The sequence below is a fragment of the Roseobacter sp. genome (assembly GCF_045106495.1).
Lineage (GTDB): Bacteria > Pseudomonadota > Alphaproteobacteria > Rhodobacterales > Rhodobacteraceae > Roseobacter.
Window position 1 is genome coordinate 97,436 of sequence record NZ_JBGCEQ010000020.1, and the last position, 21,142, is coordinate 118,577.

At 57.4% G+C, this 21,142-nt stretch carries 25 protein-coding genes and 1 pseudogene; 11 read left to right on the forward strand and 15 right to left on the reverse strand.

Going from position 1 to position 21,142, the window contains the following annotated elements; genetic code table 11:
• The 4 genes from pcaC to AB8B75_RS13740 all read left to right on the forward strand — a co-directional run bounded on the left by pcaC (window position 1) and on the right by AB8B75_RS13740 (window position 2,439).
• Window positions 1-381 (forward strand): 4-carboxymuconolactone decarboxylase, encoded by a 381-nt coding sequence (gene pcaC, locus AB8B75_RS13725; RefSeq protein ID WP_405363052.1) that lies wholly within the window; start codon window positions 1-3, stop codon window positions 379-381.
• Entirely contained in the window at window positions 378-1,124 is a 747-nt protein-coding gene (pcaH, locus tag AB8B75_RS13730) for a protocatechuate 3,4-dioxygenase subunit beta (protein ID WP_405363053.1), read from the forward strand. The genes pcaC and pcaH overlap by 4 nt, the downstream gene beginning before the upstream one ends.
• 2 nt (window positions 1,125-1,126) lie before the next feature.
• The gene (gene pcaG / locus AB8B75_RS13735; RefSeq protein WP_405363054.1) at window positions 1,127-1,741 is read left to right on the forward strand and encodes a protocatechuate 3,4-dioxygenase subunit alpha; all 615 of its coding nucleotides are present in this window, start codon (window positions 1,127-1,129) and stop codon (window positions 1,739-1,741) included.
• Window positions 1,742-2,238: 497 nt separating this feature from the next.
• The gene (locus tag AB8B75_RS13740; protein WP_405363056.1) at window positions 2,239-2,439 is read left to right on the forward strand and encodes a hypothetical protein; all 201 of its coding nucleotides are present in this window, start codon (window positions 2,239-2,241) and stop codon (window positions 2,437-2,439) included.
• Between the two features lie 200 nt (window positions 2,440-2,639).
• Here the strand turns inward: AB8B75_RS13740 and AB8B75_RS13745 are convergent, their stop codons facing one another.
• On the reverse strand, window positions 2,640-3,341 hold the full coding sequence (locus tag AB8B75_RS13745) for a GntR family transcriptional regulator (RefSeq protein ID WP_405363058.1): 702 nt from the start codon (window positions 3,339-3,341) through the stop codon (window positions 2,640-2,642).
• Complete coding sequence (locus tag AB8B75_RS13750) at window positions 3,338-4,705, reverse strand: formimidoylglutamate deiminase (protein ID WP_405363060.1); 1,368 nt, start codon at window positions 4,703-4,705, stop codon at window positions 3,338-3,340. Before AB8B75_RS13750 ends, AB8B75_RS13745 begins: the two co-directional genes overlap by 4 nt.
• A 72-nt stretch (window positions 4,706-4,777) precedes the next feature.
• Here AB8B75_RS13750 and hutI point away from each other — a divergent pair, with 72 nt between their 5' ends.
• The 7 genes from hutI to AB8B75_RS13785 all read left to right on the forward strand — a co-directional run bounded on the left by hutI (window position 4,778) and on the right by AB8B75_RS13785 (window position 13,224).
• The gene (gene hutI, locus AB8B75_RS13755; protein ID WP_405363062.1) at window positions 4,778-5,980 is read left to right on the forward strand and encodes an imidazolonepropionase; all 1,203 of its coding nucleotides are present in this window, start codon (window positions 4,778-4,780) and stop codon (window positions 5,978-5,980) included.
• Entirely contained in the window at window positions 5,977-7,503 is a 1,527-nt protein-coding gene (gene hutH, locus AB8B75_RS13760) for a histidine ammonia-lyase (RefSeq protein ID WP_405363063.1), read from the forward strand. Before hutI ends, hutH begins: the two co-directional genes overlap by 4 nt.
• 2 nt (window positions 7,504-7,505) lie before the next feature.
• Window positions 7,506-8,291 (forward strand): N-formylglutamate deformylase, encoded by a 786-nt coding sequence (hutG, locus tag AB8B75_RS13765; protein ID WP_405363227.1) that lies wholly within the window; start codon window positions 7,506-7,508, stop codon window positions 8,289-8,291.
• The gene (gene hutU / locus AB8B75_RS13770; RefSeq protein ID WP_405363065.1) at window positions 8,288-9,961 is read left to right on the forward strand and encodes a urocanate hydratase; all 1,674 of its coding nucleotides are present in this window, start codon (window positions 8,288-8,290) and stop codon (window positions 9,959-9,961) included. The genes hutG and hutU overlap by 4 nt, the downstream gene beginning before the upstream one ends.
• Before the next feature lie 71 nt (window positions 9,962-10,032).
• Window positions 10,033-11,118: a TRAP transporter substrate-binding protein gene (locus tag AB8B75_RS13775; RefSeq protein WP_405363066.1), complete on the forward strand. Its 1,086-nt coding sequence runs from the start codon at window positions 10,033-10,035 to the stop codon at window positions 11,116-11,118.
• Window positions 11,119-11,179: 61 nt separating this feature from the next.
• Complete coding sequence (locus tag AB8B75_RS13780; protein WP_405363068.1) at window positions 11,180-11,677, forward strand: TRAP transporter small permease subunit; 498 nt, start codon at window positions 11,180-11,182, stop codon at window positions 11,675-11,677.
• Entirely contained in the window at window positions 11,674-13,224 is a 1,551-nt protein-coding gene (locus AB8B75_RS13785; RefSeq protein ID WP_405363069.1) for a TRAP transporter large permease subunit, read from the forward strand. The genes AB8B75_RS13780 and AB8B75_RS13785 overlap by 4 nt, the downstream gene beginning before the upstream one ends.
• Before the next feature lie 388 nt (window positions 13,225-13,612).
• Here the strand turns inward: AB8B75_RS13785 and tcuB are convergent, their stop codons facing one another.
• From tcuB to AB8B75_RS13850, 13 genes and pseudogenes are all read right to left on the reverse strand, one after another.
• Complete coding sequence (tcuB, locus tag AB8B75_RS13790) at window positions 13,613-14,677, reverse strand: tricarballylate utilization 4Fe-4S protein TcuB (RefSeq protein ID WP_405363070.1); 1,065 nt, start codon at window positions 14,675-14,677, stop codon at window positions 13,613-13,615.
• Window positions 14,667-16,037 carry an FAD-dependent tricarballylate dehydrogenase TcuA gene (gene tcuA, locus AB8B75_RS13795; RefSeq protein ID WP_405363072.1) on the reverse strand — a complete coding sequence of 457 codons (1,371 nt, stop codon included), beginning with the start codon at window positions 16,035-16,037 and terminating at the stop codon, window positions 14,667-14,669. Before tcuA ends, tcuB begins: the two co-directional genes overlap by 11 nt.
• A gap of 20 nt (window positions 16,038-16,057) precedes the next feature.
• Window positions 16,058-16,453: a thiamine pyrophosphate-dependent enzyme gene (locus tag AB8B75_RS13800; RefSeq protein WP_405363228.1), complete on the reverse strand. Its 396-nt coding sequence runs from the start codon at window positions 16,451-16,453 to the stop codon at window positions 16,058-16,060.
• A gap of 9 nt (window positions 16,454-16,462) precedes the next feature.
• A complete protein-coding gene (locus tag AB8B75_RS13805) occupies window positions 16,463-17,011 on the reverse strand; it encodes a hypothetical protein (RefSeq protein WP_405363230.1) in 549 nt (182 codons plus the stop codon).
• A complete protein-coding gene (locus AB8B75_RS13810; protein WP_405363235.1) occupies window positions 16,900-17,205 on the reverse strand; it encodes a hypothetical protein in 306 nt (101 codons plus the stop codon). Before AB8B75_RS13810 ends, AB8B75_RS13805 begins: the two co-directional genes overlap by 112 nt.
• Window positions 17,190-17,972, reverse strand: a complete 783-nt coding sequence (locus tag AB8B75_RS13815; RefSeq protein ID WP_405363074.1) for an NAD(P)/FAD-dependent oxidoreductase — start codon at window positions 17,970-17,972, stop codon at window positions 17,190-17,192. Before AB8B75_RS13815 ends, AB8B75_RS13810 begins: the two co-directional genes overlap by 16 nt.
• Before the next feature lie 168 nt (window positions 17,973-18,140).
• Window positions 18,141-18,275 (reverse strand): FAD-dependent oxidoreductase, encoded by a 135-nt coding sequence (locus AB8B75_RS13820; protein ID WP_405363075.1) that lies wholly within the window; start codon window positions 18,273-18,275, stop codon window positions 18,141-18,143.
• A 188-nt stretch (window positions 18,276-18,463) separates the two neighbouring features.
• Entirely contained in the window at window positions 18,464-18,826 is a 363-nt protein-coding gene (locus AB8B75_RS13825) for a hypothetical protein (protein WP_405363077.1), read from the reverse strand.
• A gap of 60 nt (window positions 18,827-18,886) precedes the next feature.
• The gene (locus AB8B75_RS13830; RefSeq protein ID WP_405363078.1) at window positions 18,887-19,021 is read right to left on the reverse strand and encodes a hypothetical protein; all 135 of its coding nucleotides are present in this window, start codon (window positions 19,019-19,021) and stop codon (window positions 18,887-18,889) included.
• A 3-nt stretch (window positions 19,022-19,024) separates the two neighbouring features.
• Entirely contained in the window at window positions 19,025-19,408 is a 384-nt protein-coding gene (locus AB8B75_RS13835; protein ID WP_405363079.1) for a hypothetical protein, read from the reverse strand.
• A 24-nt stretch (window positions 19,409-19,432) separates the two neighbouring features.
• On the reverse strand, window positions 19,433-19,564 hold the full coding sequence (locus tag AB8B75_RS13840; protein WP_405363080.1) for a hypothetical protein: 132 nt from the start codon (window positions 19,562-19,564) through the stop codon (window positions 19,433-19,435).
• A gap of 52 nt (window positions 19,565-19,616) precedes the next feature.
• A complete protein-coding gene (locus tag AB8B75_RS13845; protein WP_405363081.1) occupies window positions 19,617-19,760 on the reverse strand; it encodes a hypothetical protein in 144 nt (47 codons plus the stop codon).
• Between the two features lie 82 nt (window positions 19,761-19,842).
• A pseudogene (locus AB8B75_RS13850) lies at window positions 19,843-20,667 on the reverse strand (NAD(P)/FAD-dependent oxidoreductase).
• Between the last annotated feature and the right edge of the window lie 475 nt (window positions 20,668-21,142).

The window sequence follows — 21,142 nt, forward strand, 5'->3', positions numbered from 1 at the left end:
ATGACCAACAGATACGATGGGGGCATGCAAACACGCCGTCAGGTTTTGGGTGATGCCCATGTGGACCGGGCCGAGGCCAACAAAGTGGGGTTTGACACGCCCTTTCAAACGATGATCACCGAAGGGGCCTGGGGCACTCTTTGGTCGGACGACACGATTACCCGCCGCGAACGCTCAATGCTGACGCTCGCGCTGCTGGCAGCGACAGGAAATTTCGAGGAAATCCCGATGCATATCCGCGCCACTCAGAACACCGGCGCTGCTCCACAAGATGTGTTGCAGACTTTCATGCATGTAGCCGTCTATGCAGGCGTTCCAGCAGCCAACCAGGCGATCAAAATTGCGAAACAAACATATGCTGAAATGGGAGTTGAGATATGAGCCTCACAAACACGCCACCGTTGTCGGGCGGGTTCGTCCCCCGCGATCGCAACTGGCATCCTGACGCGTTGACGCCAGCCTACAAGACAAGCATCAAGCGCAGCCCACAAGCAGCACTGGTTTCGTTCCCGACGACCCTGTCCGAAGAGACCTCTCCTGTGTTCGGTCACGGGATGCTCGGTGCGCTCGACAATGATCTGCTGTTGAACTACGCCCTACCGGACGAAACGGCGATCGGTCCGCGGATTATCGTCCATGGCCGCGTGCTGGACGAAATGGGGCGCGGTGTGCCAGGTGCCCTGATGGAGGTTTGGCAGGCCAATGCCGGCGGGCGTTATCGTCACAAGAAGGAAAGCTACCAGGCCACCCTCGATCCGAACTTCGGTGGCTGCGGACGCACAATTACCGCAGAGGACGGTTCATACGAATTCCGCAGCATCCAACCCGGCCCCTACCCCTGGCCCAATGGTATGAATGACTGGCGCCCCGCCCACATCCATTTTTCGATCTTTGGCCACGGCTTCGCACAGCGCCTCATTACCCAGATGTATTTCGAAGGCGATCCCCATATTCCGCTTTGCCCAATTGTCGGCGTTCTGAAATCTCAAGACGCCGTCGACGCGCTGACCGCCGCTCTTGACATGAACCGTACCGTGCCGATGGACAGTCGCGCCTACAAGTTCGACATCGTCCTGCGCGGACAGCGTCAGACCTACTTTGAGAACCGCAAGGAGGGTATGTGATCATGGTCCAGAAACACGACCATTTGCGCGAAAGCCCGAGCCAGACCGCCGGACCTTATGTCCACATCGGATGTACACCCAACATCACCGGCATCGATATATATGGTGGCGATCTGGGGACATCATTGAAAAGCGGCCCCGTGCAGGGGAAAGAGATCATCATCAAAGGCATCGTCTACGATGGTACCGGTACGCCGCTGCGTGATGTGATGATCGAAATCTGGCAGCCTGATGCAGCGGGCCTGTTCCCGTCCGCGAATGAAACGCGCGGCACCGCTGACCCAAATTTCACTGGCTGGGGCCGCTCTCCCGGCGACATGGAAACCGGGGAATTCACTTTCGATACGGTCAAACCCGGGTCGGTCCCCTGGCCCGATGGCCAGATGCAGGCGCCGCATAGTACCGCTTGGGTGGTCGCGCGCGGGATCAACATCGGCCTGCACACCCGTATCTACTTCGACGACGAAGCTGAGGCCAATGCGAAAGATCCAATCTTGACGCGGATCGATCATCAAAACCGCGTCCCCACCCTACTCGCCGGGAAAACCGACGAAGGCAAATATCGCTTTGATATTCATCTGCAAGGTCCGAACGAAACCATCTTCTTTGATATGTGAGGGGCCTGTGATCGCTCCTTTTACCCTATGAGTCGCTACCACCGGCTCCTGGTCAAAAGATGACAACAACTCGGCGCCACCGATCAGCATTACCGAAGAGAGCTTAAGCACAAAAGAGGCCTTTGAGATCGGTGCCAAGCGTAGCCCGTTGTCAACCGTGTGATGGTGATGGAAAGCCGACGTCGGATCCCAATCGCTTTGCCCTCCTGAAAGAAGGTTTGCGGCAACAAAGTCCCGACATGATCGTCCATCTCGCAATCGAGGGCCGCTCTATGTGCGATTTATCGTGGGCGCGAAGAGCTGCACGCTTGCGAACAAACCAATTTTTGATTTCTAAATCGAAAGCCTGTACCGCCTTGCACTGGAGGCAAGTGGAATGCGGAGGAAATTGACTCTACGCAACTGACAATTAATGAATGGACTATGTCGCGGGCCATACTCCTATGGGATTTTAGGATACCATTCGGCTGCATCGTGACACGCTTGCCCCGTCTAACGTGGCACTGGTTCGGCGCGCTGTTGATCCGTGCGAAGAATACGAACTACCCATAGCCACATGGCACCAAGCGAGGGAAAATTTGGGATTGATAGGCGTTGCCTTCAGAAAACCTTCTATCCCAGCGCAAATGCGGCACACGACAAAACGGGCGTTCCGACAAACGCAAAGGTCGCATGATGTCCTTAACAACTCTCAATGATGTCGCATGGCATTGCCACGGTCGGGCAGGCTTGGATAGTCTGATCGTGTGTCTCAACGCACTCCGGACCGACTTGCGGATTCGGAATGAGGCTATTGCCCAGTTGTCCGATGGCGCACCCAGTGTATGAATGGGCAGTCGCTCGTTAGAAAACATCGACGCCTTCAATACCCTAAAACAGCCTTCCATGTGTTACTTGGTCAGTTAAGCGCAGTAAGCTGATAACCAGGTGCTGCCACCGCTTGTACGGAGGTGATCGGATCTTGACCAATCCATGTCGTGCGCTCGATAACAAGCAACGCAGTGCCAGCATCGGTGGACAGGTGCGCGGCGTTCTCACCTTCAGCATTCACGGCGTAGAAACGCACATCAACACGGCTGTAGGGCTTGTGATGCACCAGCCATTCGTTCGCACTTTCAACATTCAGATCGACCTTCAGAATATCCGGGGTTGATCTGGTATCCACCCATCGATCCTCAAAGATATAAGGTCGATTATCAGCAAGATGTAGCGCTTTGACATGCAGCATTTGCACAGGTTGCTGGATGCCAAAACGCACCATGACAGACATCGGAGTGTCGTCCAACGTACTACTGATCAATTGGTAACCGTATTTGCTGCCGCGCTGTTCGACCTCGCACCGCGTGATGGCGATGTCAAAGGTGGCGCGCGTAACGGGGTCGGTTCTGACCTGCGTGCCACCTTTGCGTTTCCGCTCTACCAAGCCAATCTGCGACAGGTCCTGCATTGCGCGATGTACCGTTGTGCGCGCGCAACCAAGCTCATGAGCTATGTCTTCGTCACGAGGCAGCTTGTCTCCAGGCGCGTAGGTCCGGCTCAGAATCCGCGCGCGGATTTCGTCACGCACATCGGTCCAGGAAAGGCGCGTTTGTTCTGTCAAATGTTGGTCTCCAACTCGCGCATCGTGATCTTGAAGTTGTTGATTATCGCATCCCTCCGAAAGTGACGGCCCTCCTGCACCACATGCCGCCCTGCGCTCCAGACATCCCGGATACAGGCCTGCCCGCCACCACTGAATATCAGACTGTCCAGGGTCGCATCGCCCGCGCGGTTGCAAAGCCATTGGTTGTCGTCATCTAGGCCTACCAAATCGGCCCAGGCACCCACCTCAATCACACCGCTTTGTCGCCCACCCGCAATTGCGCCGCCCTTGGCCGCTGCCTCGTAGAGCACGCGCCCCGTCGAACGATTTTGCGTCGCCAGTGCTGCGCGCGACAGATCACGCAAGCGCTGGGTGTATTCCAGCGTCTTGAGTTCCTCGAACAATGTGACGTGGATGTTTGAATCGGAACCAATGCCAATCGTTCCACCCTGCCCCAGATAGCTTGTCCCGTTGAAGATACCGTCGCCAAGGTTTGATTCCGTCAGCGGGCAAAGCCCCGCCACCGCACCTGTCCCGGCAAGAGCAATGGTCTCGGCTTGCGTCATCTGGGTGCAGTGGATCAGACACCAGCGCTCATCAACCGCGTGGTTTGACAGCAACCATTCCGTGGGTCTGGCACTCAAATGGGCCACAACTTCATCGACCTCCGCCACTTGTTCAGCAAGATGCATGTGGATGGGGCCCGATGTCGCTTGATTCAGGATTGCACCAAGCCCTGCAGGATCGACCGCACGCAAAGAGTGAGGCGCCATTCCTGAATTAAAGTCTGCTGCTCCAGAAGAAACAGCTGCGACGGTGTCTTGGTGAAGGCGCAAGAACCGTTCGGGATCATTGCCAAAACGTTGCTGCCCACCGCTCAAAGCCCGCAGATCGCATCCGCCGTACTGGTAGTGAACCGGCAATAGGGTCAGACCGATACCGGACTTCAAAGCCGCAGAGGTGATCCTTTCAGACATTTCAGCCAGGTTTTCGTATGGCACGCCGCCTACATCATGGTGCAGATAGTGAAACTCCGCGACTGCACCATACCCCGCCTCCAGCATTTCCATGAAAACCAGTGCGGCGATTGCCTCGACATGGTCTGGCGTCAACTGATCAAGGAAACTGTACATCAGCCGCCGCCAGCTCCAGAAACTATCTCGGGGGTCCGGACCTCGCGCTTCGGTCAGCCCCGCCATAGCGCGCTGAAACGCATGCGAATGCAAATTCACCGGTGCGGGCAGCAGCAAAGCCACGCGGTCTGTCGGCATTTGGTGCTGCTCCCCTACCGTGGCGATTCGACCATTTGCGTCGATCGTAATCTCAAGATCGTTTTGCCAACCGAGCGGGGTAATCACCTGTTTTGCATGGATGGTCTGCACCGCAATAACTCCGTTGACATTAATAAGTAGGAACATATTAATATTAAGTAGCTTTTATAGCAAGGAATCTTGATGGCTCGTCCCTACGTCGTTACCGAAATCACAGCCGCAACGATGGCACCAGGTGCGGGTGACTATGGCCTTGTGCGTGATGCGGCGATTGTCGTCACCGAGGGTCGGATCGCTTGGGCCGGGCCCGAGTCGGACTTACCGTCAGACTATGTTGGTTTCGATCGTCAGACATGTGGCGGACGGCTCGTAACCCCTGCTTTGGTCGATTGCCATACGCATATCGTCCATGGTGGCAACCGCGCGCGCGAGTTCGAAATGCGCCTCAACGGAGCCAGCTACGAGGAAATTGCCCGTGCTGGGGGCGGAATTGTCTCGACCGTTGGCGACACACGCGGCGCCAGCGAAGCTGAACTGCTGGCCTCGGCCCTGCCCCGTGTCGATGCACTCATTGCCCAAGGTGTCGGCACGGTCGAAATCAAATCCGGCTATGGCCTTGATACGGGGACCGAACTCAAGATGCTGCGCGTTGCCCGCGCCCTTGGCCAGCACCGTCCAATACAAGTCTTGACAAGTTTTCTTGGTGCGCATGCCGTGCCTGCCGGCGACGACGCTGACACATATATTGACAGGATTTGCCTGCCAACGCTTGAGGCCGCTCATGCGGAAGGTTTAGTCGACGCGGTGGACGGTTTCTGTGAAGGCATCGCATTCGATACCGTCCAGATCGCACGGGTCTTCGACAAAGCACACGCCCTCGGCCTACCGGTAAAGCTCCATGCAGAACAACTCAGCCATATCGGTGGCACGGCTTTGGCCGCCAAGTACGGCGCGCTCTCGGCTGATCATGTGGAATATTCCACAGAGGTCGATGCCGCCCTCCTTGCCGACGCAGGCACGGTGGCGGTTGTGCTGCCTGGCGCCTTTTACACCATTCACGAAACTCAGCCGCCTCCCGTTCAGGCCTTCCGCGATCATGGCGTGCCCATGGCTGTCGCCACCGACTGGAACCCGGGGTCCTCACCCCTGGGCTCAATTCTGCTGGCGATGAACATGGCTTGCACACTGTTTCGCATGACACCTGCCGAGGCACTGGCGGGTACCACGCGCAATGCATCGCGCGCCCTCGGCCTGCTTGATTGCGGCGTGATCGCAGCGGGCATGCGCGCAGATCTGGCGATCTGGAACGTCTCTGATCCTGCGGAGCTCTCTTACGGCATCGGAATAAACCCACTGCACCTGCGCATCTTTGGAGGTGTCTTTTGACCCAGACCATATTCCCTGGAACCACAACACTCGCCGAACTGGAAACACTTTGGCGTGGACAAGGACCCGTGCAGCTTGACCCTAGCGCGCGCGCTGCGGTCGAAGCATCCTCTCACACCGTCGCGCTGGCCGCGCAAGGGGACGCGCCTGTCTATGGCATCAACACCGGTTTTGGCAAACTCGCTTCGGTCCGCATCGCGCCGGAAGACACCGAAACCCTGCAGCGCAACCTGATCCTGTCGCATTGCTGTGGCGTCGGCGAACCGCTGGAGCCCGCCGCCACGCGTCTCATGATGGCGTTAAAACTGCTCTCACTCGGGCGCGGAGCGTCCGGTGTGCGCTGGGATATCTGTGCCTTGATCGAAGCAATGCTGACGCGCGGCGTTCTGCCTTTGATTCCGGTCCAAGGTTCGGTCGGTGCGTCGGGCGACCTGGCGCCGCTGGCGCACATGACTGCCGTCATGATCGGGACAGGCGAAGCTACGTTTGAAGGCCAGCAGATGGAGGGTGGTGCCGCTCTGGCCAAAGCAGGTTTAACGCCGGTGGTTCTTGGTCCGAAAGAGGGCCTTGCTCTGATCAACGGCACGCAGTTTTCAACCGCTCTCGCTCTGGTCGGATTGTTTGACGGGTGGCGCGCGGCGCGGGCGTCCGTTGTGACATCGGCACTCTCTACCGACGCCATCATGGGATCAACGGCGCCCTTGAATTCGGCCATCCACAGCCTGCGCGGCCATCAGGGCCAGATCGAGGTCGCGGCCGCGATGACCCAGCTTCTGGATGGCAGCATAATCCGTGAAAGCCATCGGGAAGGCGATACCCGCGTCCAAGATCCATATTGCATCCGTTGTCAGCCACAGGTCACGGGTGCGGCAATCGACCTGCTGCGATTTGCCGGGCAGACGCTCAAGATCGAGGCAAACGCCGTAACCGACAACCCTCTGGTCCTGGCGGAAACAGGTGAAATCCTGTCAGGAGGTAACTTCCACGCCGAGCCGGTCGCTTTTGCCGCCGATCAGATTGCCCTTGCGCTCTCTGAAATCGGGGCCATTGCGCAACGGCGGGTGGCACTGATGGTCGACCCGACGCTGTCGTTTGATTTGCCGCCCTTCCTGACGCCGGAACCCGGGCTTAACTCGGGCTTGATGATCGCTGAGGTGACCACCGCAGCGTTGATGAGCGAAAACAAGCATTTGGCCAATCCCTGCTCGACCGACAGCACACCAACCTCTGCCAACCAAGAAGATCACGTCAGCATGGCCGCTCATGGTGCGCGCCGACTAAACCGGATGACCGCCAACCTGAACGTCATTCTCGGGGTCGAGGCAATTTGCGCCGCCCAAGGGATTGAGCAGCGCGCACCCCTGACAACCTCGGATGCATTGCAGTCGGCGATGGTATGCCTGCGCGCAGTTGTGCCGAGCTTGCAGCAGGACCGTTTTCTCGCGCCTGACATCAAGGCAGCGGCGGCATGTATAAGTCACGACAGCCTTGCGGCGTCCACTGATCTGGCGTTAGCTTTATGAGCCTGATCGAAATTACCCGGGGTGACAGCCCACTGGTGCTGGGCTTGCCTCACACCGGCACCGATATTCCGGACGATTGCCTTGCACGCCTAAACAACACTGGCCGGGCCATTGCCGATACCGACTGGCATATCGACCAACTTTATGCGGGACTGGTCAACGGTGTGACCAGCGTACGTACGACCGTCCACCGCTATGTTATTGACGTCAATCGCGACCCTTCAGGCGCAAGTCTTTATCCTCGCCAGAACACCACAGGCCTTTGCCCGACGATCGATTTCGACGGGCTGCCCATCTATCGCGATGGCCAGGAACCAAGCCCGCTGGAAGTCGAACGCAGGCGCATCGCCTATCATGCGCCCTACCACGCGGCGCTGGCCGCCGAGTTGGAGCGCATCAAGGCGATCCATGGGTTTGCTTTGCTCTACGATTGTCATTCGATACGATCGCATATTCCGTTTCTATTCCACGGTACTCTGCCGGATTTCAACATTGGCACCAATGAAGGTATCACCTGTGCTCCAGCGATTACCGAAACGATGCTGGATATTTGCGAAAGAGCAGCCGATTACACGGCTGTCCTGAACGGTCGTTTTAAGGGGGGATGGACCACACGACACTATGGTCAGCCCACACAAGGCCTGCATGCAATCCAGATGGAACTGGCGCAATCTTCCTACCTTGCGTCTGAAGCGCCACCCTGGACCTTTGACAAGGTCCGCGCAGAGCGTCTGCGCAGTCATCTCAAATCCATCCTCGAATCCCTTTCCGTCTGGAGGCCCCAATGAGCGATCCGCGCAAGAACACCCGCGACATCTACCCTGCAACGGGTACGGAACTGACTGCGAAAAGCTGGCAAACCGAGGCCCCCCTACGGATGCTGATGAACAACCTGCACCCGGATGTGGCCGAAAACCCGCACGAACTTGTTGTCTATGGCGGCATCGGGCGTGCTGCGCGGACGTGGCTGGATTTCGATTGCATTGTAGCCAGCCTGCGAGATTTGGAAGCAGACGAGACTCTGGTAGTGCAATCCGGCAAGCCCATTGCCATTGCCAAAACCCATGCGGATGCCCCGCGCGTGCTGATCGCCAATTCCAACCTGGTGCCGCATTGGGCGACATGGGACCACTTCAACGAGCTCGATAAAAAGGGTCTGGCCATGTATGGCCAGATGACTGCAGGATCGTGGATATACATCGGCAGCCAGGGCATTGTGCAGGGCACCTATGAGACTTTTGTCGAGGCGGGCCGCCAGCACTATGACGGCAATCTGACCGGCAAGTGGATCCTCACGGGCGGTTTGGGTGGCATGGGCGGCGCACAACCTTTGGCGGCAGTGATGGCAGGGGCGTGCTGTCTCGCCGTCGAATGCAACCCCGAAAGCATCGATTTCCGCCTGCGCACCCGCTACGTGGACGAACGCGCCGATACGCTGGACGAAGCGCTGGAGATGATCACTCGCTGGACCAAAGCCGGCGAGGCCAAGTCGGTCGGGCTTTTGGGCAATGCCGCTGATGTCTTCCCCGAGCTTTACCAGCGCGGCATCCGTCCCGACATTGTGACCGACCAGACCAGCGCCCACGACCCACTGCACGGATATCTGCCGCAAGGCTGGTCCATGGCCGATTGGAAGGACAAGCAAGAAAGCGATCCGAAAGCCGTTGAAAAGGCCGCGCGCGCATCAATGAAGACCCATGTGGCAGCCATGGTCGACTTCTGGAACGCCGGTGTGCCGACGCTGGATTATGGAAACAACATCCGGCAGGTCGCGCTGGAGGAAGGGCTGGAAAATGCCTTTGCCTTCCCTGGCTTTGTGCCAGCTTACATCCGTCCCTTGTTTTGCCGAGGCATCGGCCCCTTCCGCTGGGCCGCACTGTCGGGCGACCCAGAAGATATTTACAAGACGGACCAGAAGATGAAAGAGTTGTTCCCGGAAAACACTCATTTGCACAACTGGCTGGACATGGCGCGCGACCGCATCGCTTTTCAAGGCCTGCCTGCCCGCATCTGCTGGATCGGACTCGGCGAGAGGCATCGCGCCGGCCTCGCGTTCAATGAGATGGTCGCAAGTGGTGAGTTGAAAGCCCCCGTCGTCATTGGCCGCGACCATCTGGACAGTGGCTCGGTCGCCTCGCCCAATCGCGAGACCGAGGCAATGAAAGACGGCTCTGACGCGGTATCGGATTGGCCTTTGCTGAATGCACTGGTCAACACCGCGTCCGGCGCCACATGGGTCAGCATCCATCACGGCGGCGGTGTCGGCATGGGCTTTAGCCAGCATTCCGGCGTTGTGATCTGCGCCGATGGCACGCCCGAAGCCGCAAAACGGATTGAACGAGTGCTTTGGAATGACCCGGCCAGCGGCGTCTGGCGACACGCGGATGCGGGTTATCAGGAAGCGATTGACTGTGCTCGAGAAAACGGGCTGCGTCTGCCACGCATTCTGGGAAACTGACAAATCCAAAAGGCCGCGCCATACGGTCGACAACTTTTCAATCAAACAAAATCCAACAAGGAGACGACAAGATGGATAGACGTAAATTCTTGGCTGCCGGCGGTGTCGGTGCCGTGGCAACGGGACTTTCTACACCTGCTATCGCGCAAGACGTGCGCAACTGGAAACTGGTTTCAGCATGGCCCAAAAACCTTCCTGGGCCCGGCGTGGCCGCACAAACGCTGGCGGACCGCATCACCACGTTGTCTGGCGGACGGATCAACGTCACGCTCTATGCGGCAGGTGAACTCGTACCGGGCAATGGTGTTTTCGACGCCGTATCAGAGGGCACAGCGGAGCTGTACCACGCCGTTCCGGCCTATTGGGGTTCAAAGTCCAAAGGGATCCTGCTGTTCGGCTCGCAGCCCTTTGGTCTGCTTGCGGATGAACAATTTGGCTGGATGTATCACGGCGGCGGTCAGGCTCTGTATGATGAGATGTATGGCCGTTTCGGCATCAAGCCGTTCCTTTGCGGCAATTCTGGTCCGCAATGGGCTGGCTGGTACAAGAACGAGATAAATTCGATTGAGGACCTCAAAGGTCTCAAGTTCCGCACGACGGGTATCGCGTCGCAGATGGCCGCAAAGCTTGGCATGGCTGCCGAAGCAATGAGCGGTCCGACGATGTTCCAGGCATTGCAAACCGGAGCATTGGACGCAGGCGAATTCATTGGGCCTTGGACCGACAGCGCACTCGGCTACTATCAGGTGGCGCCGTATTACTACTGGCCTGGTGTGGGCGAGCCGTCTTCGGCAGAAGAATGTGGGGTGAACGCGGAAGTCTTTGCCGAGTTGCCGGACGATCTGAAAGAGGTGGTCACACAAGCCTGTCAAGGTCTCTACAATCCGGTTTTGACAGAATACATGACCAAGCATGCTCAGTCGCTGCAAACCTTGGTGTCCGAACATAACGTTCAGGTGCGCAAGCTACCCGACGATGTGATCGCAGCTATGGGTGTCGCGGCGCAAGAGATCATGCAGGAATATCTGGCCGATGACGACGAACTCGTTGTGCGGATCACCGAAAGCTTTATCGCTTACCGTGATTTGGTTGGCGGCTACAAAACCAACGCCGATAACGGGCAGATGAATGCCCGCGCAAGTGTCTTTGGCTACTGATGCAAACTGTGGTGCGCGGCCTTCGTCGCGCACCAACACCATGCCAGAAAGGGCAAACTGAATGCTGAGGTTTGCCGAAGCGATTGAGCGGATGAACCAAATTGTCGCCAACGTGATCCGCTGGCTGGCGCTCACCATGGTACTGGTGCAATTCTGCATCGTCATCGGGCGATATGTCTTTGGTTTCAATTCCATCGCAGCTCAGGAAAGCGTGCTATACATGCATGCAACACTCTTCATGCTCGGAGCGGGCTACACCTTGTTGGTAGACAAACACGTCCGCGTTGACGTGTTTTACGCAAAAGTCTCCGAGGCAACCCGGCGCCGGATCGACATCTTTGGTCACCTTTTTCTGTTGATCCCCTCTATGACCGCACTTCTCTACTGGTCGTGGCCTTCGGTGCGCAATTCGTGGAAAATCCTCGAAGGCCCTATTTCCGTAGGCGGAATCGAGGCAGTTTTTCTTCTAAAATCTCTGATCCCTGCATTCTGTGTACTGATACTTTTACAATCGCTGGCTCTTTTGGTGCGCCTGTTTCATCAAAAGAGCGCCACATGACAGACTATCTAGACCTTGTAATGTTCGCCGCCCTCATGGTGGCGGTCCTATCCGGCTTTCCTGTCTCGTTCAGCATCGCGGGCGTCGCCGTCGCTTTCGCCTATCTGGGCTGGATGCTGGGGGTTATGGACGTGTCACTGTTGGGGGCATTGGGCCAGCGCGCGTTCGGTCTCATCACCAACACGGTGCTCATCGCCATTCCTGTCTTCGTTCTAATGGGCGCAATTCTGGAAAAGAGCAAGATCGCCGAGGACTTGCTGGATACAATGGGCCGAAGCTTTGGACAATTGCGAGGCGGCCTTGGGATTTCAGTGGTTCTGGTCGGCGCGCTTCTGGCCGCCTCCACGGGCATTGTCGGGGCCACGGTGGTGGCTATGGGCATGATCGCCCTGCCGACCATGCTGCGCGCAGGCTATAACCCCGCCCTGTCCGCCGGTATCGTCTGCACCGCCGGCACGCTGGGACAGATCATTCCGCCCTCAACATTGCTAATTATCCTCGCGGATGTGATGTCCAATGCCTACCAACAAGCGCAGTACGAGCAGGGGAAGTTTTCGGTCGAGGCGCTTTCGGTTGGTCAGTTCTTTGCTGCCGCGATGATCCCCGGTTTGCTGTTGGTGACGCTCTATTTAGTCTACATACTGATCCGCGGCGCACTGCGCCCGCACGACATGCCGCCTGCCGACATCGGCCTTGCGCGTCCAGATCGCCGCGAAGTCGTGGCAGCCATTGTTCCGCCTGTTCTGCTGATCTTTGCTGTCCTTGGTGCAATTCTTGGCGGTATCGCCACACCAACCGAGGCCGCCTCTGTTGGTGCTATCGGTGCGCTGCTGATGGCCGGGCGCAAGATCGGGATCAACCCAAAGCTGATCCTGATCGGTGCCGCTGCTTTGGTACTTCTCGGCCTTCTGGCTGGGATGTATCCTGTCAGGCTGCAACGTAACGACAACGGTGTTCTGGAATGGGCGCTCGGCGCATTTTATGCGCTGCTGGCCATTGTCGGATTAGGCGCAGTCATTCTGGCACTCCGCGCAGCCATAGGCGAAAAGATCATCCATGACGCGCTGAACTCAACCCTGACCATGACAGCGATGATCTTTGCTACCATCCTCGCCGCCGGTTTCTTTTCGCTGGTTTTCATCGGACTCGGCGGAGAAGAACGCGTCGCACACATGCTGGAGAACCTGCCTGGCGGACCGAACGGTGCCTTGTTGTTTGTGATGCTCTTTGTTTTTGTGCTCGGGTTTTTCCTCGATTTTGTCGAAATTTCAGTGATCGTGCTGCCGCTTGTCGCGCCATCATTGATCGTAATGGGGCATGATCCAATCTGGCTGGGCGTGCTTTTGGCCATCAATCTGCAAACCAGCTTTTTGACCCCGCCGTTTGGGTTTTCGCTGTTCTATCTGCGCGCTGCGGCCCCAAAGGAAATTACAACCACGCACATCTATCGCGGCGTTGTACCTTTCATCGGCTTGCAAGCCGTTGGTATCCTGCTGGTGTGGGCTATGCCATTCTTGGCTACTTGGTTGCCGGACGTCTTGTTTTAGGGACTGGACACATGACCAATAGACGGCGCTAACAGTAATCGCGTTTGCTCTGGTCTTTCAACGCATCACCTGACCAGTCAACGTTGTTTCCGCGATCCATGTTTGCCCCAAGCCGACCTGCATCTCGAAAAGCCCTCCTCCAGAGCGCAGCAGGCAAAAAAACCCGAGCGTTATTCAAAACCATGCAAGGTTCCAAATTCATTCTGGCTTCAATGCGCATCAATCCGATTACAGCCGCGCCATCCCCAATAGGCCTGCCCAAATGTAACTTCGAGTTTCACACACATCGCACAGAAAACCTCATAAATTTTTGAAAATAAATAGAAACCATCCCACCCTACGCCGGTTCCTGACCAAAAAGCGGCCAGCACTCCCAAGCAATGCTTGACTAGCCCGCGTCTCGAGCATTTTTGAGCAAAGCAGCCAAGCGATAAAATCCGTGGACGAACTTCGAATAGGGCAGTGTCAAGAACAAGGTCAGCACCGTGGCAAGATGGAACGTCAGCAGATAGGGTACGAGGCCAGAATATGTTGCGGCATAGAGCAACAGACCGGAGGTGCTGACCGCAAAAAGCAACAATACAAACGCCATATCGCCGCCGCGCACTCGGCCATCTGACAGATCCCCATCCGCTTGCAGCTTCAACACGACCATCCAAAAGGTCCCTGCGCTCAACATCAACCCACCGGGCACACCGAATAGCTTGGGCAGGCTGAAAACTCCGTAAGGAGCCTGCATATCAAAAGCGTAGTGCAAAACCGTTGCTGACGAGGTCGACGCGAAGCACAAGAGAAAACCCCAGAGCGTCAACTGATGCGCGATACGACGCGCGTTGCTGAAACGGTCCTCATCCTCGAAATTGCAACCCTGATCCTGCCCGCCCCCCAGATTTCGCAGAGTCGCCACGTCATGGAACGCCCGCGCCATTGCGATCCATCCGATCGCACCACCGCCGACATGGCGCCAGTACCGTCGGATCGAGATCACCATTGCCAACAAAGGAACAATAAACGCCGGAGCAAAGATCGCCACCATAAAGCCGTGGCTCAAATATTGGTAAAATCCCTCTCCGTCGCCCGCGCCGCGCATTGATCCGGCGCCGAGTATAAGGAAAAAGAGGCACAAAACCGTCATCGCCCCCATGGCGACCCCATGTCGGTCATATGCCTTGGCAAACCCGGACGGCCATGCAAGTTCTCTCCAACTGTCAGTGCGCACTTCGGCCAGCACACGCGGCAAGTTGATCGCGAATTCATGTGGCTCGGTGTATTGGCAGGCATAATAACAGCCACGGCAGTTGTGGCACAGGTTGGCCAGTTGTGTGATGTCGCCATCCGCGAAAGCGGTTTGCCGGGTAATTGCAGGAAACACTGCACAATAACCTTCGCAATAGCGGCAAGCGTTGCAAATCTCGATTTGGCGGCGGGCTTCTTGCAGTTTTTCAGCTGACATGGGCTGCGGCCTCCCTGCCTGCGATGCGGCCAAAGACCGTGCCGATGGTCATCCCGAACCCGGCCAGATAGCCCTGCCCGAGGATTGATCCCGCCATGATCTCCCCGGCCGCCCAGACATTTGTCAGCGGCGCACCATTGGCGTGCACGCGCGCTGTTTCATCCACTTTGAGGCCCAGATACGTAAAGGTGACGCCGGGACGCAGCTCATAGGCGTAGAAGGGCGGTTCTCTCAGCGGACGCGCCCAGTTGGTCTTGGCGGGAGTGAGCCCTTCAGTGGCCAGACCGTCTAGTTCCTGCGGGCTGAACGGGCCATCCCGACAGGCCGCATTGAACGCCGCGATGGTCCGGAGCGCATCTTCAGGTAGCCCCAGTTTGAGGCACAATTCATCAAGCATATTAGCCTGGATCGGCGGAAAAACAGACGGCATGAACAGATCGCGTGACCTTGAGTCGATGATGGAGTAAGCAACCTGATCGGGTTGGGCGGCCACCAACCGCCCCCAGATCGCATAGCGCTTGGGCCAGACATCTTCGCCCTCGTCATAAAACCGCTGCCCATTCTTGTTGAGCACAACGGAAAACGGCACACAGTCCAACCGCGTCACGGTACCGCCGTCGAATTTGGGCGCGCGCCCGTCAATGGCTACGGCATGACACTGGGTCGGATCGCCGACGCTGCCCGCCCCTTGATCCAGCATATCGCGCAGTACGACACCGCGATTGTAAGGCGTGCCCCGAATCAGGAAGTTGCGCGCCGCAGGGCCCCATGCCTCGACCAACCAATCCAGATCGGCCTGAAATCCGCCCGAGGCGATGACCAGCGCCCGCCCTTGAATCCGCGTGCCGTCCTTGAGTTCCACGTGATCAAAAACACCTTCGGCCATCTCCACATGCACCACCTCGGCCTCATAACGCACTTCGACGCCCAATGCCTGCGCAGTGCGGTAGTAGGCGTTTACCAGCGCTTTGCCGCCGCCAAGAAAGAAAGCATTGGTACGACCTAGGCTTAGCGTTCCCGAGAGCGACGGTTGGAAGCGGATCCCATGCGTCTCCATCCACGGTAGACAGTCTTGCGAGCTGCGAATGGCCATTCGAGCCAGCATCTCATCTGTGTTGCCTTTGGTGACGCGCAGCAAGTCGTCGAAATATTCGTCCTCATCATAGATTTCGGTCAGCACTGACAGCGGGCCGTCATGCATACATCTGAAATTGCGCGTGTGGCGCGAGTTGCCACCGCGATAGGGTTTCGGCGCAGCTTCAAGAATCAGCACGTGCGCACCGACCTCGGCGGCCTCGATGGCCGCGCAGAGTGCGGCATTTCCGCCACCAACCACTACGATGTCATACGGTGAAGTCATTTAGCGGTCTTAAACAGATCCTAGCCCAGAGTCATCAATGCACCGAGATCGATCAGGCATTGAATGAAGCAATTTTCACCGCTGGCCAGTGCCTGTTCTAGAGCCGGGCCCGTATCCCCATGCCCTTCGGCCCAAAATCCGCGCGCGCCGCAGAGTTCAGCAAATTTGTCAAAGCGCGGACTGTCAATTTCCGCGCCCAGTAGTCTCCCGCCAAAAAATTCCTGTTTATAGGCTTTCTCGGCGCCCCATGCCTGATTGTCGAGGACATTGAAAATGACCGGTAGCTTGTGGCTGACCGCCGTCTGCACCTCGATCATAGCGTAGCCCATGGAACCAACGCCCATGATGGCCACCAAAGGCCGGCCGGGGGCGGCAGCCTTGACGCCGATGGCGGCTGGCATGCCAAAACCGACCAGTCCGAAATCCTACGGCGTTACAAGGTCGGGGGATTGGTAACGCGCCAGGCGGTCGCCGGCCTGCAGGCAGGTATTGCCGGTATCCAGCGTGACGATGACCTCTTCCGGCAGAGCCTCGCGGATTTCGACCAGAACACGCTTCGGATGTATGGAGAGAGTTGTGATTTCCGCCTCATCGGCTCGGTCTGCAACTAGCGAGGTCATATCTGCGGCAAAAGCTTCGCGCCACGGGTCTACATCGGACGCAGGTGTTTTCATCAACACCTGCGCCGACTGGAAAGCATCCGCCTGCACCGCGATTTCTACTGGTGAATACCGACCCGCGGCACTGTCATCTATATCAACATGGGCAATGCAAGCCTTGAAGTTCACAAATTCCGAGGTATAGAATTTGGAGTTGAATCCGAGCCGCGCGCCAAGCACAACGATCACATCTGCTTCGCGGGTCAAACGGCTCGCAACCCGGTTTCCGCGCGGGCCACCCTGCCCAGCACGCCATGGATGATCATGGCGCGTGACATCAACATGGCCAGAAGAGGCGACGACGGGCACCTGCAATGCTTCGGCCAAAGCTTCCAAGACCGCTGTACCTTGCGCCCACTTAAAACCGGCACCGGTGTGTCGTTGCGGCGCATGAATTCATTCTTGGTCCGCTCAACAACGAAGATGTCATCGGCGAAGTAACCATAGCGACGCAGGTCCATGCTGCGTGTGTTCTGGCTGGTCTGACCGGTGGTCATCCATTCGGCCACAATTTGCCCCGCACCGCCGCCCCGGCGAGGCCGATGGACGATCCGCGTGCCAGCCAGACGTTGCGCGCACCTGACGGCCCGACCAGCGTACCGCCGTCAGATGTATGAGTGATGGCGCCGCACACCACACGCTTGATGCCAAGCTCGGCCAAGATTGGCTTCCGATCAAAGGCGCGCATGTGGAAGTCGCCAATCGCGTCATAGTCTGCGTCAAACAGCTCGTTTTCGGCCTGCCACGGAGCAGCATCTGGCATGGTCCAGACCGTGGGACAGGCAAGCCCTTCATAGATACCGATCAGGCCTGATTTCTGTTCCTGCCGGATGTAGCCACCGAAAGAGTTTTCGCGCATCATCGGAAGCTCCGGGCGACCCAAAAATTCCGGTACCGTGTCGGTCACCAGGTAGTGGTGCAAACAAGAGACCAAGGGAATCTTCACCCCGAACCATGCACCGACCTGATAGGCGTAGGAGCCAGCGGCGATCACCACATGTTCGGCCAGCATGTCCGTCGTCAGGCGCCACATGTCACCTTTACGGGCGGCCCCTGTGATCAAGGTATGCCGCGCAATCTTCGCGCCTCGGTTGCGCGCGGCGCTTGCGAGTGCCTGCGTGACGCTGGACGGGTCAATGTGCCGATCCTCAAACGTCTGCACCGGCGCTTTCATCCCTTCAGTATTGTAGAAAGGATTTCCCTTTTTGGCTTCTTCTGCTCCCGCCAGAACCATCGGCCGATCCAGTAAGCGGCCAACACCCATAATCGACTTCATCCAGTCGACTTAGTCATTATCATATGCGACGCGGAACCCGCCCATTTCGTGCCAGCCGATACTTTGCCCGGTTTCTTTTTCCACAGCCTTGTAGGTAGCAATTCAAGTTTTGTTGATCCAACCTGACAAACGGCTGCTCACCGCATGGGCAATCTGACCTGCCGCGTGCTAGGTGGACCCAGACGTCAGTTCAGCTTTCTCTAACAGAATGGTATCGGTCCAGCCATACTCAGCCAGTTGGTAAAGCGCCGCGACCCCCATCATCCCGCCACCAATCACGGCGCATTGAACGGTGCGAGTCATATCTTCCAGTCTTTCAGAGCGGCACGGGCGCCGAACCGTTTGCAAGCAATCTCAACCTCGAACCCCTCCACGACGTCGCCAGCGCGCAAACGATCATGTGAGGCGTTCAGCATCGCCAGCGCAGCCGTGCACCCCTAGGTATAATTCCAGGCCGCAGAGGTGATCTGCACTGTAACCTGACCGTCAAACTAGATCGGTTCGTAATGGATCAGGATCGCGTCTGGGGTTTCAAACAGCATTGTCGCGATCTGGCGTTGCGGCACATGAGCCTGCAACGCAGCCTTCCCAATGAAATCCGTGTCACAGGCGCAGAACCGATCCAATCCCGCCTCCTGCGGCGTGGTGCCTTGGGTCAACTCATGGCCCAAGGCGCGAAAGCCTGCCTCAATCCGCAGACTACCGGTGGCAAACAAGCCCGCATGGCTTGCCCCGGCGGCTTCCAGTGTCTCATAAGCGACCATGGCCATCTCGGCCGGGATATAAAGTGCATATCCAGTTTGGCCGGGAAAGCTAAGCCGCTCTGCAAAACCACGCCCCAACCCGATTTCCACCGGCGCACATCCAAAGGGAGTCAGCTCAGGAATTGGTGCGGTACTCGCCTTTTACAAAACCTAACAGGCCCGCTTGCCTGCCAACCCGAAAATCGCCCAACCGCTGGCCACATCCGTGAACTCGACCCGCATGCCGCCCCTTTTGTGGCGCATGTGCATCAGATCGCGCACCACTTCACTTGCGTCCGTTATCATCAGCTAGGTCTCGGGGTCGTGGCGCTGAACGGTCACGTCCGATTCAATGCCACCACGGGTGTTTATTATCTGAGAATAGACGATGCGCCCGGGAGCAACATCCATCTGATTGGCGCAAATACGGTTAAAAAAACTCGCGCCCGGCCCCTGCACCATGATCTTACCGAAAGCAGATTGGTCGATCAGGGCTGCCCCGTCGCGACACGCGGCCACATCGACCCCGACCTGATCGCGCCAGGCAGTTGCTGTAAACTTCAACGGGAGATGCGCGGCCTCTGCGCCGAAATGAACAGCGCGTTCCCAACCCGCCATACTGACAAAATGAGCACCACCGTCCCGCAGCGCCGCATAAACCGGCGAGCGCCGTGGCCCTCGCGCCATGTCCATCGTGAGGCCGGGATAGGAGATGTCCTAGTGCCGCCCTAACACTTCAGGAATACGCGCCTGCGGTAAGCACAGCACGTTCATCTCGGGGCCAAAACGGCGAATGTCGGCCTCGTTAAGTTCCATCGTTGGATAACCCGCAATGACCCATTCAGCCAACGCCCGTCCAGCCTCCTTGCCAACGCGATCCTACTGGAATTCATGCCTCCCATCACGTACATCCCGGCACATCCGGGCTTCCGCCCAGCAAGAACTGGCTGTCGAGCGTGCAGCTTTCCGGGCCATTGAGCAACATCCGAACTTCGGCAATTTCAAGTGCCGGACTGCGCTGCAACGCGTTCTCCATCATCGGCATGAAATGGTCCCAGTCCTTGTCCAGCAAATCGAAGCTGAAATCGGCGGGCAGACGATTGAGCGGAAGGCCCTTGGCGTTGAGTTCAAACGAGCCGACAAGCAGCCCTTCGACATCGTCGCGCGCATATAAAAAAGGTGTCCTGATAGTTCAGGGTAGGCAGATGAGCGCCACGCCCTAGCGCCTGCACTTGGGGCATTCGTTTGGTCAGAATGTAGTAAGGCTCACAGGCGTAGGGAGACATATGCGCACCTGCCATTTCCGCCACCTCTCGCGACCAGAGTCCACAGGCGACTACCAACCCATTAGCCTCAATCACATTATCGCCCACCGCGACCCCGCTGGTCCGCTCGGCTGTTTTGCGCAGGCCTGTCACTCGGGTGTCCTCGAAAAAGGAAACTCCGCGCGCCTTGGCGCCTTTCGAAAGGGCTAGCGCCACGTCAGACGGATTTACGCGCCCGTCGGCAGGTGACCAAAATGCCCCGATCACGTCGTCTGTGCGGATCAGGGGCCATAGGTCTCCTGGCTGCTAGCCATCTACTAAGTCTGCCTCCAATCCAAAGGCGCGACCTAGGCTGACCTGTCGTTTGAGCGTTGTCAGGCGGTCTTCATGGGTGGCGATGGACAGGCTACCAGTCTGAACGAACCCCTTTTGTTGCCCGGTTTCGGATTCCAGTTCCTGATAAAGGTCGATTGAGTAACTGATGAGTTTGGTCAGCGTTGCCGAAGGACGTAGGCGTCGCACCAGTCCGGCGGCTTGCCATGTCGTTCCGCTGGTCAGTTTCGAGCGTTCCAGAACGACGATGTCTTTGCGGCCCTCGCGCGCCAGATGATAGGCGACAGAGCATACGTCGAAAACACGACGGGGCGTGATGGGAAACCAGGTCTGAAGATTGATAAACAATTCCAATATTCTTCAGCGTCAGAAGCGCAAAACCGAGCGGAAAGGGAATCTCTTTCCGAAGATTGCGCAGGTGCAGACGCTTACACAATTATCGAAGACCCAAACAGTGGAGAAGTTGGAACCCCAAACTTCCTTGTGAGATTGGGCAACGTCCCGGACTCTGACGATCTTTAGTTCTCAATTCCTAGCAGTAGGTAGAAGACCTGACGGCGACAAGGGCTCAAAATGTTGGTGTTGGAAAACCTAGTAGCTTCTGTTCCGGTTTTGTTGTGGCGATAAGCTTCGCGAGAAATACCGACTCTGCAATGCTACGTTTCCGCTCGAACAACAAATACACATTTCAATTGACAGCGGATCATCTGCTCGGGCAGCGTGGCGCATAGGACCATTTTGATCGAAAGCGACGGACTGTTGGCACCACGCATCAGAATTGACTTGGGTCGTCGGGCCACCGGGTGCGACCTCGTTACGTAGCTTGATG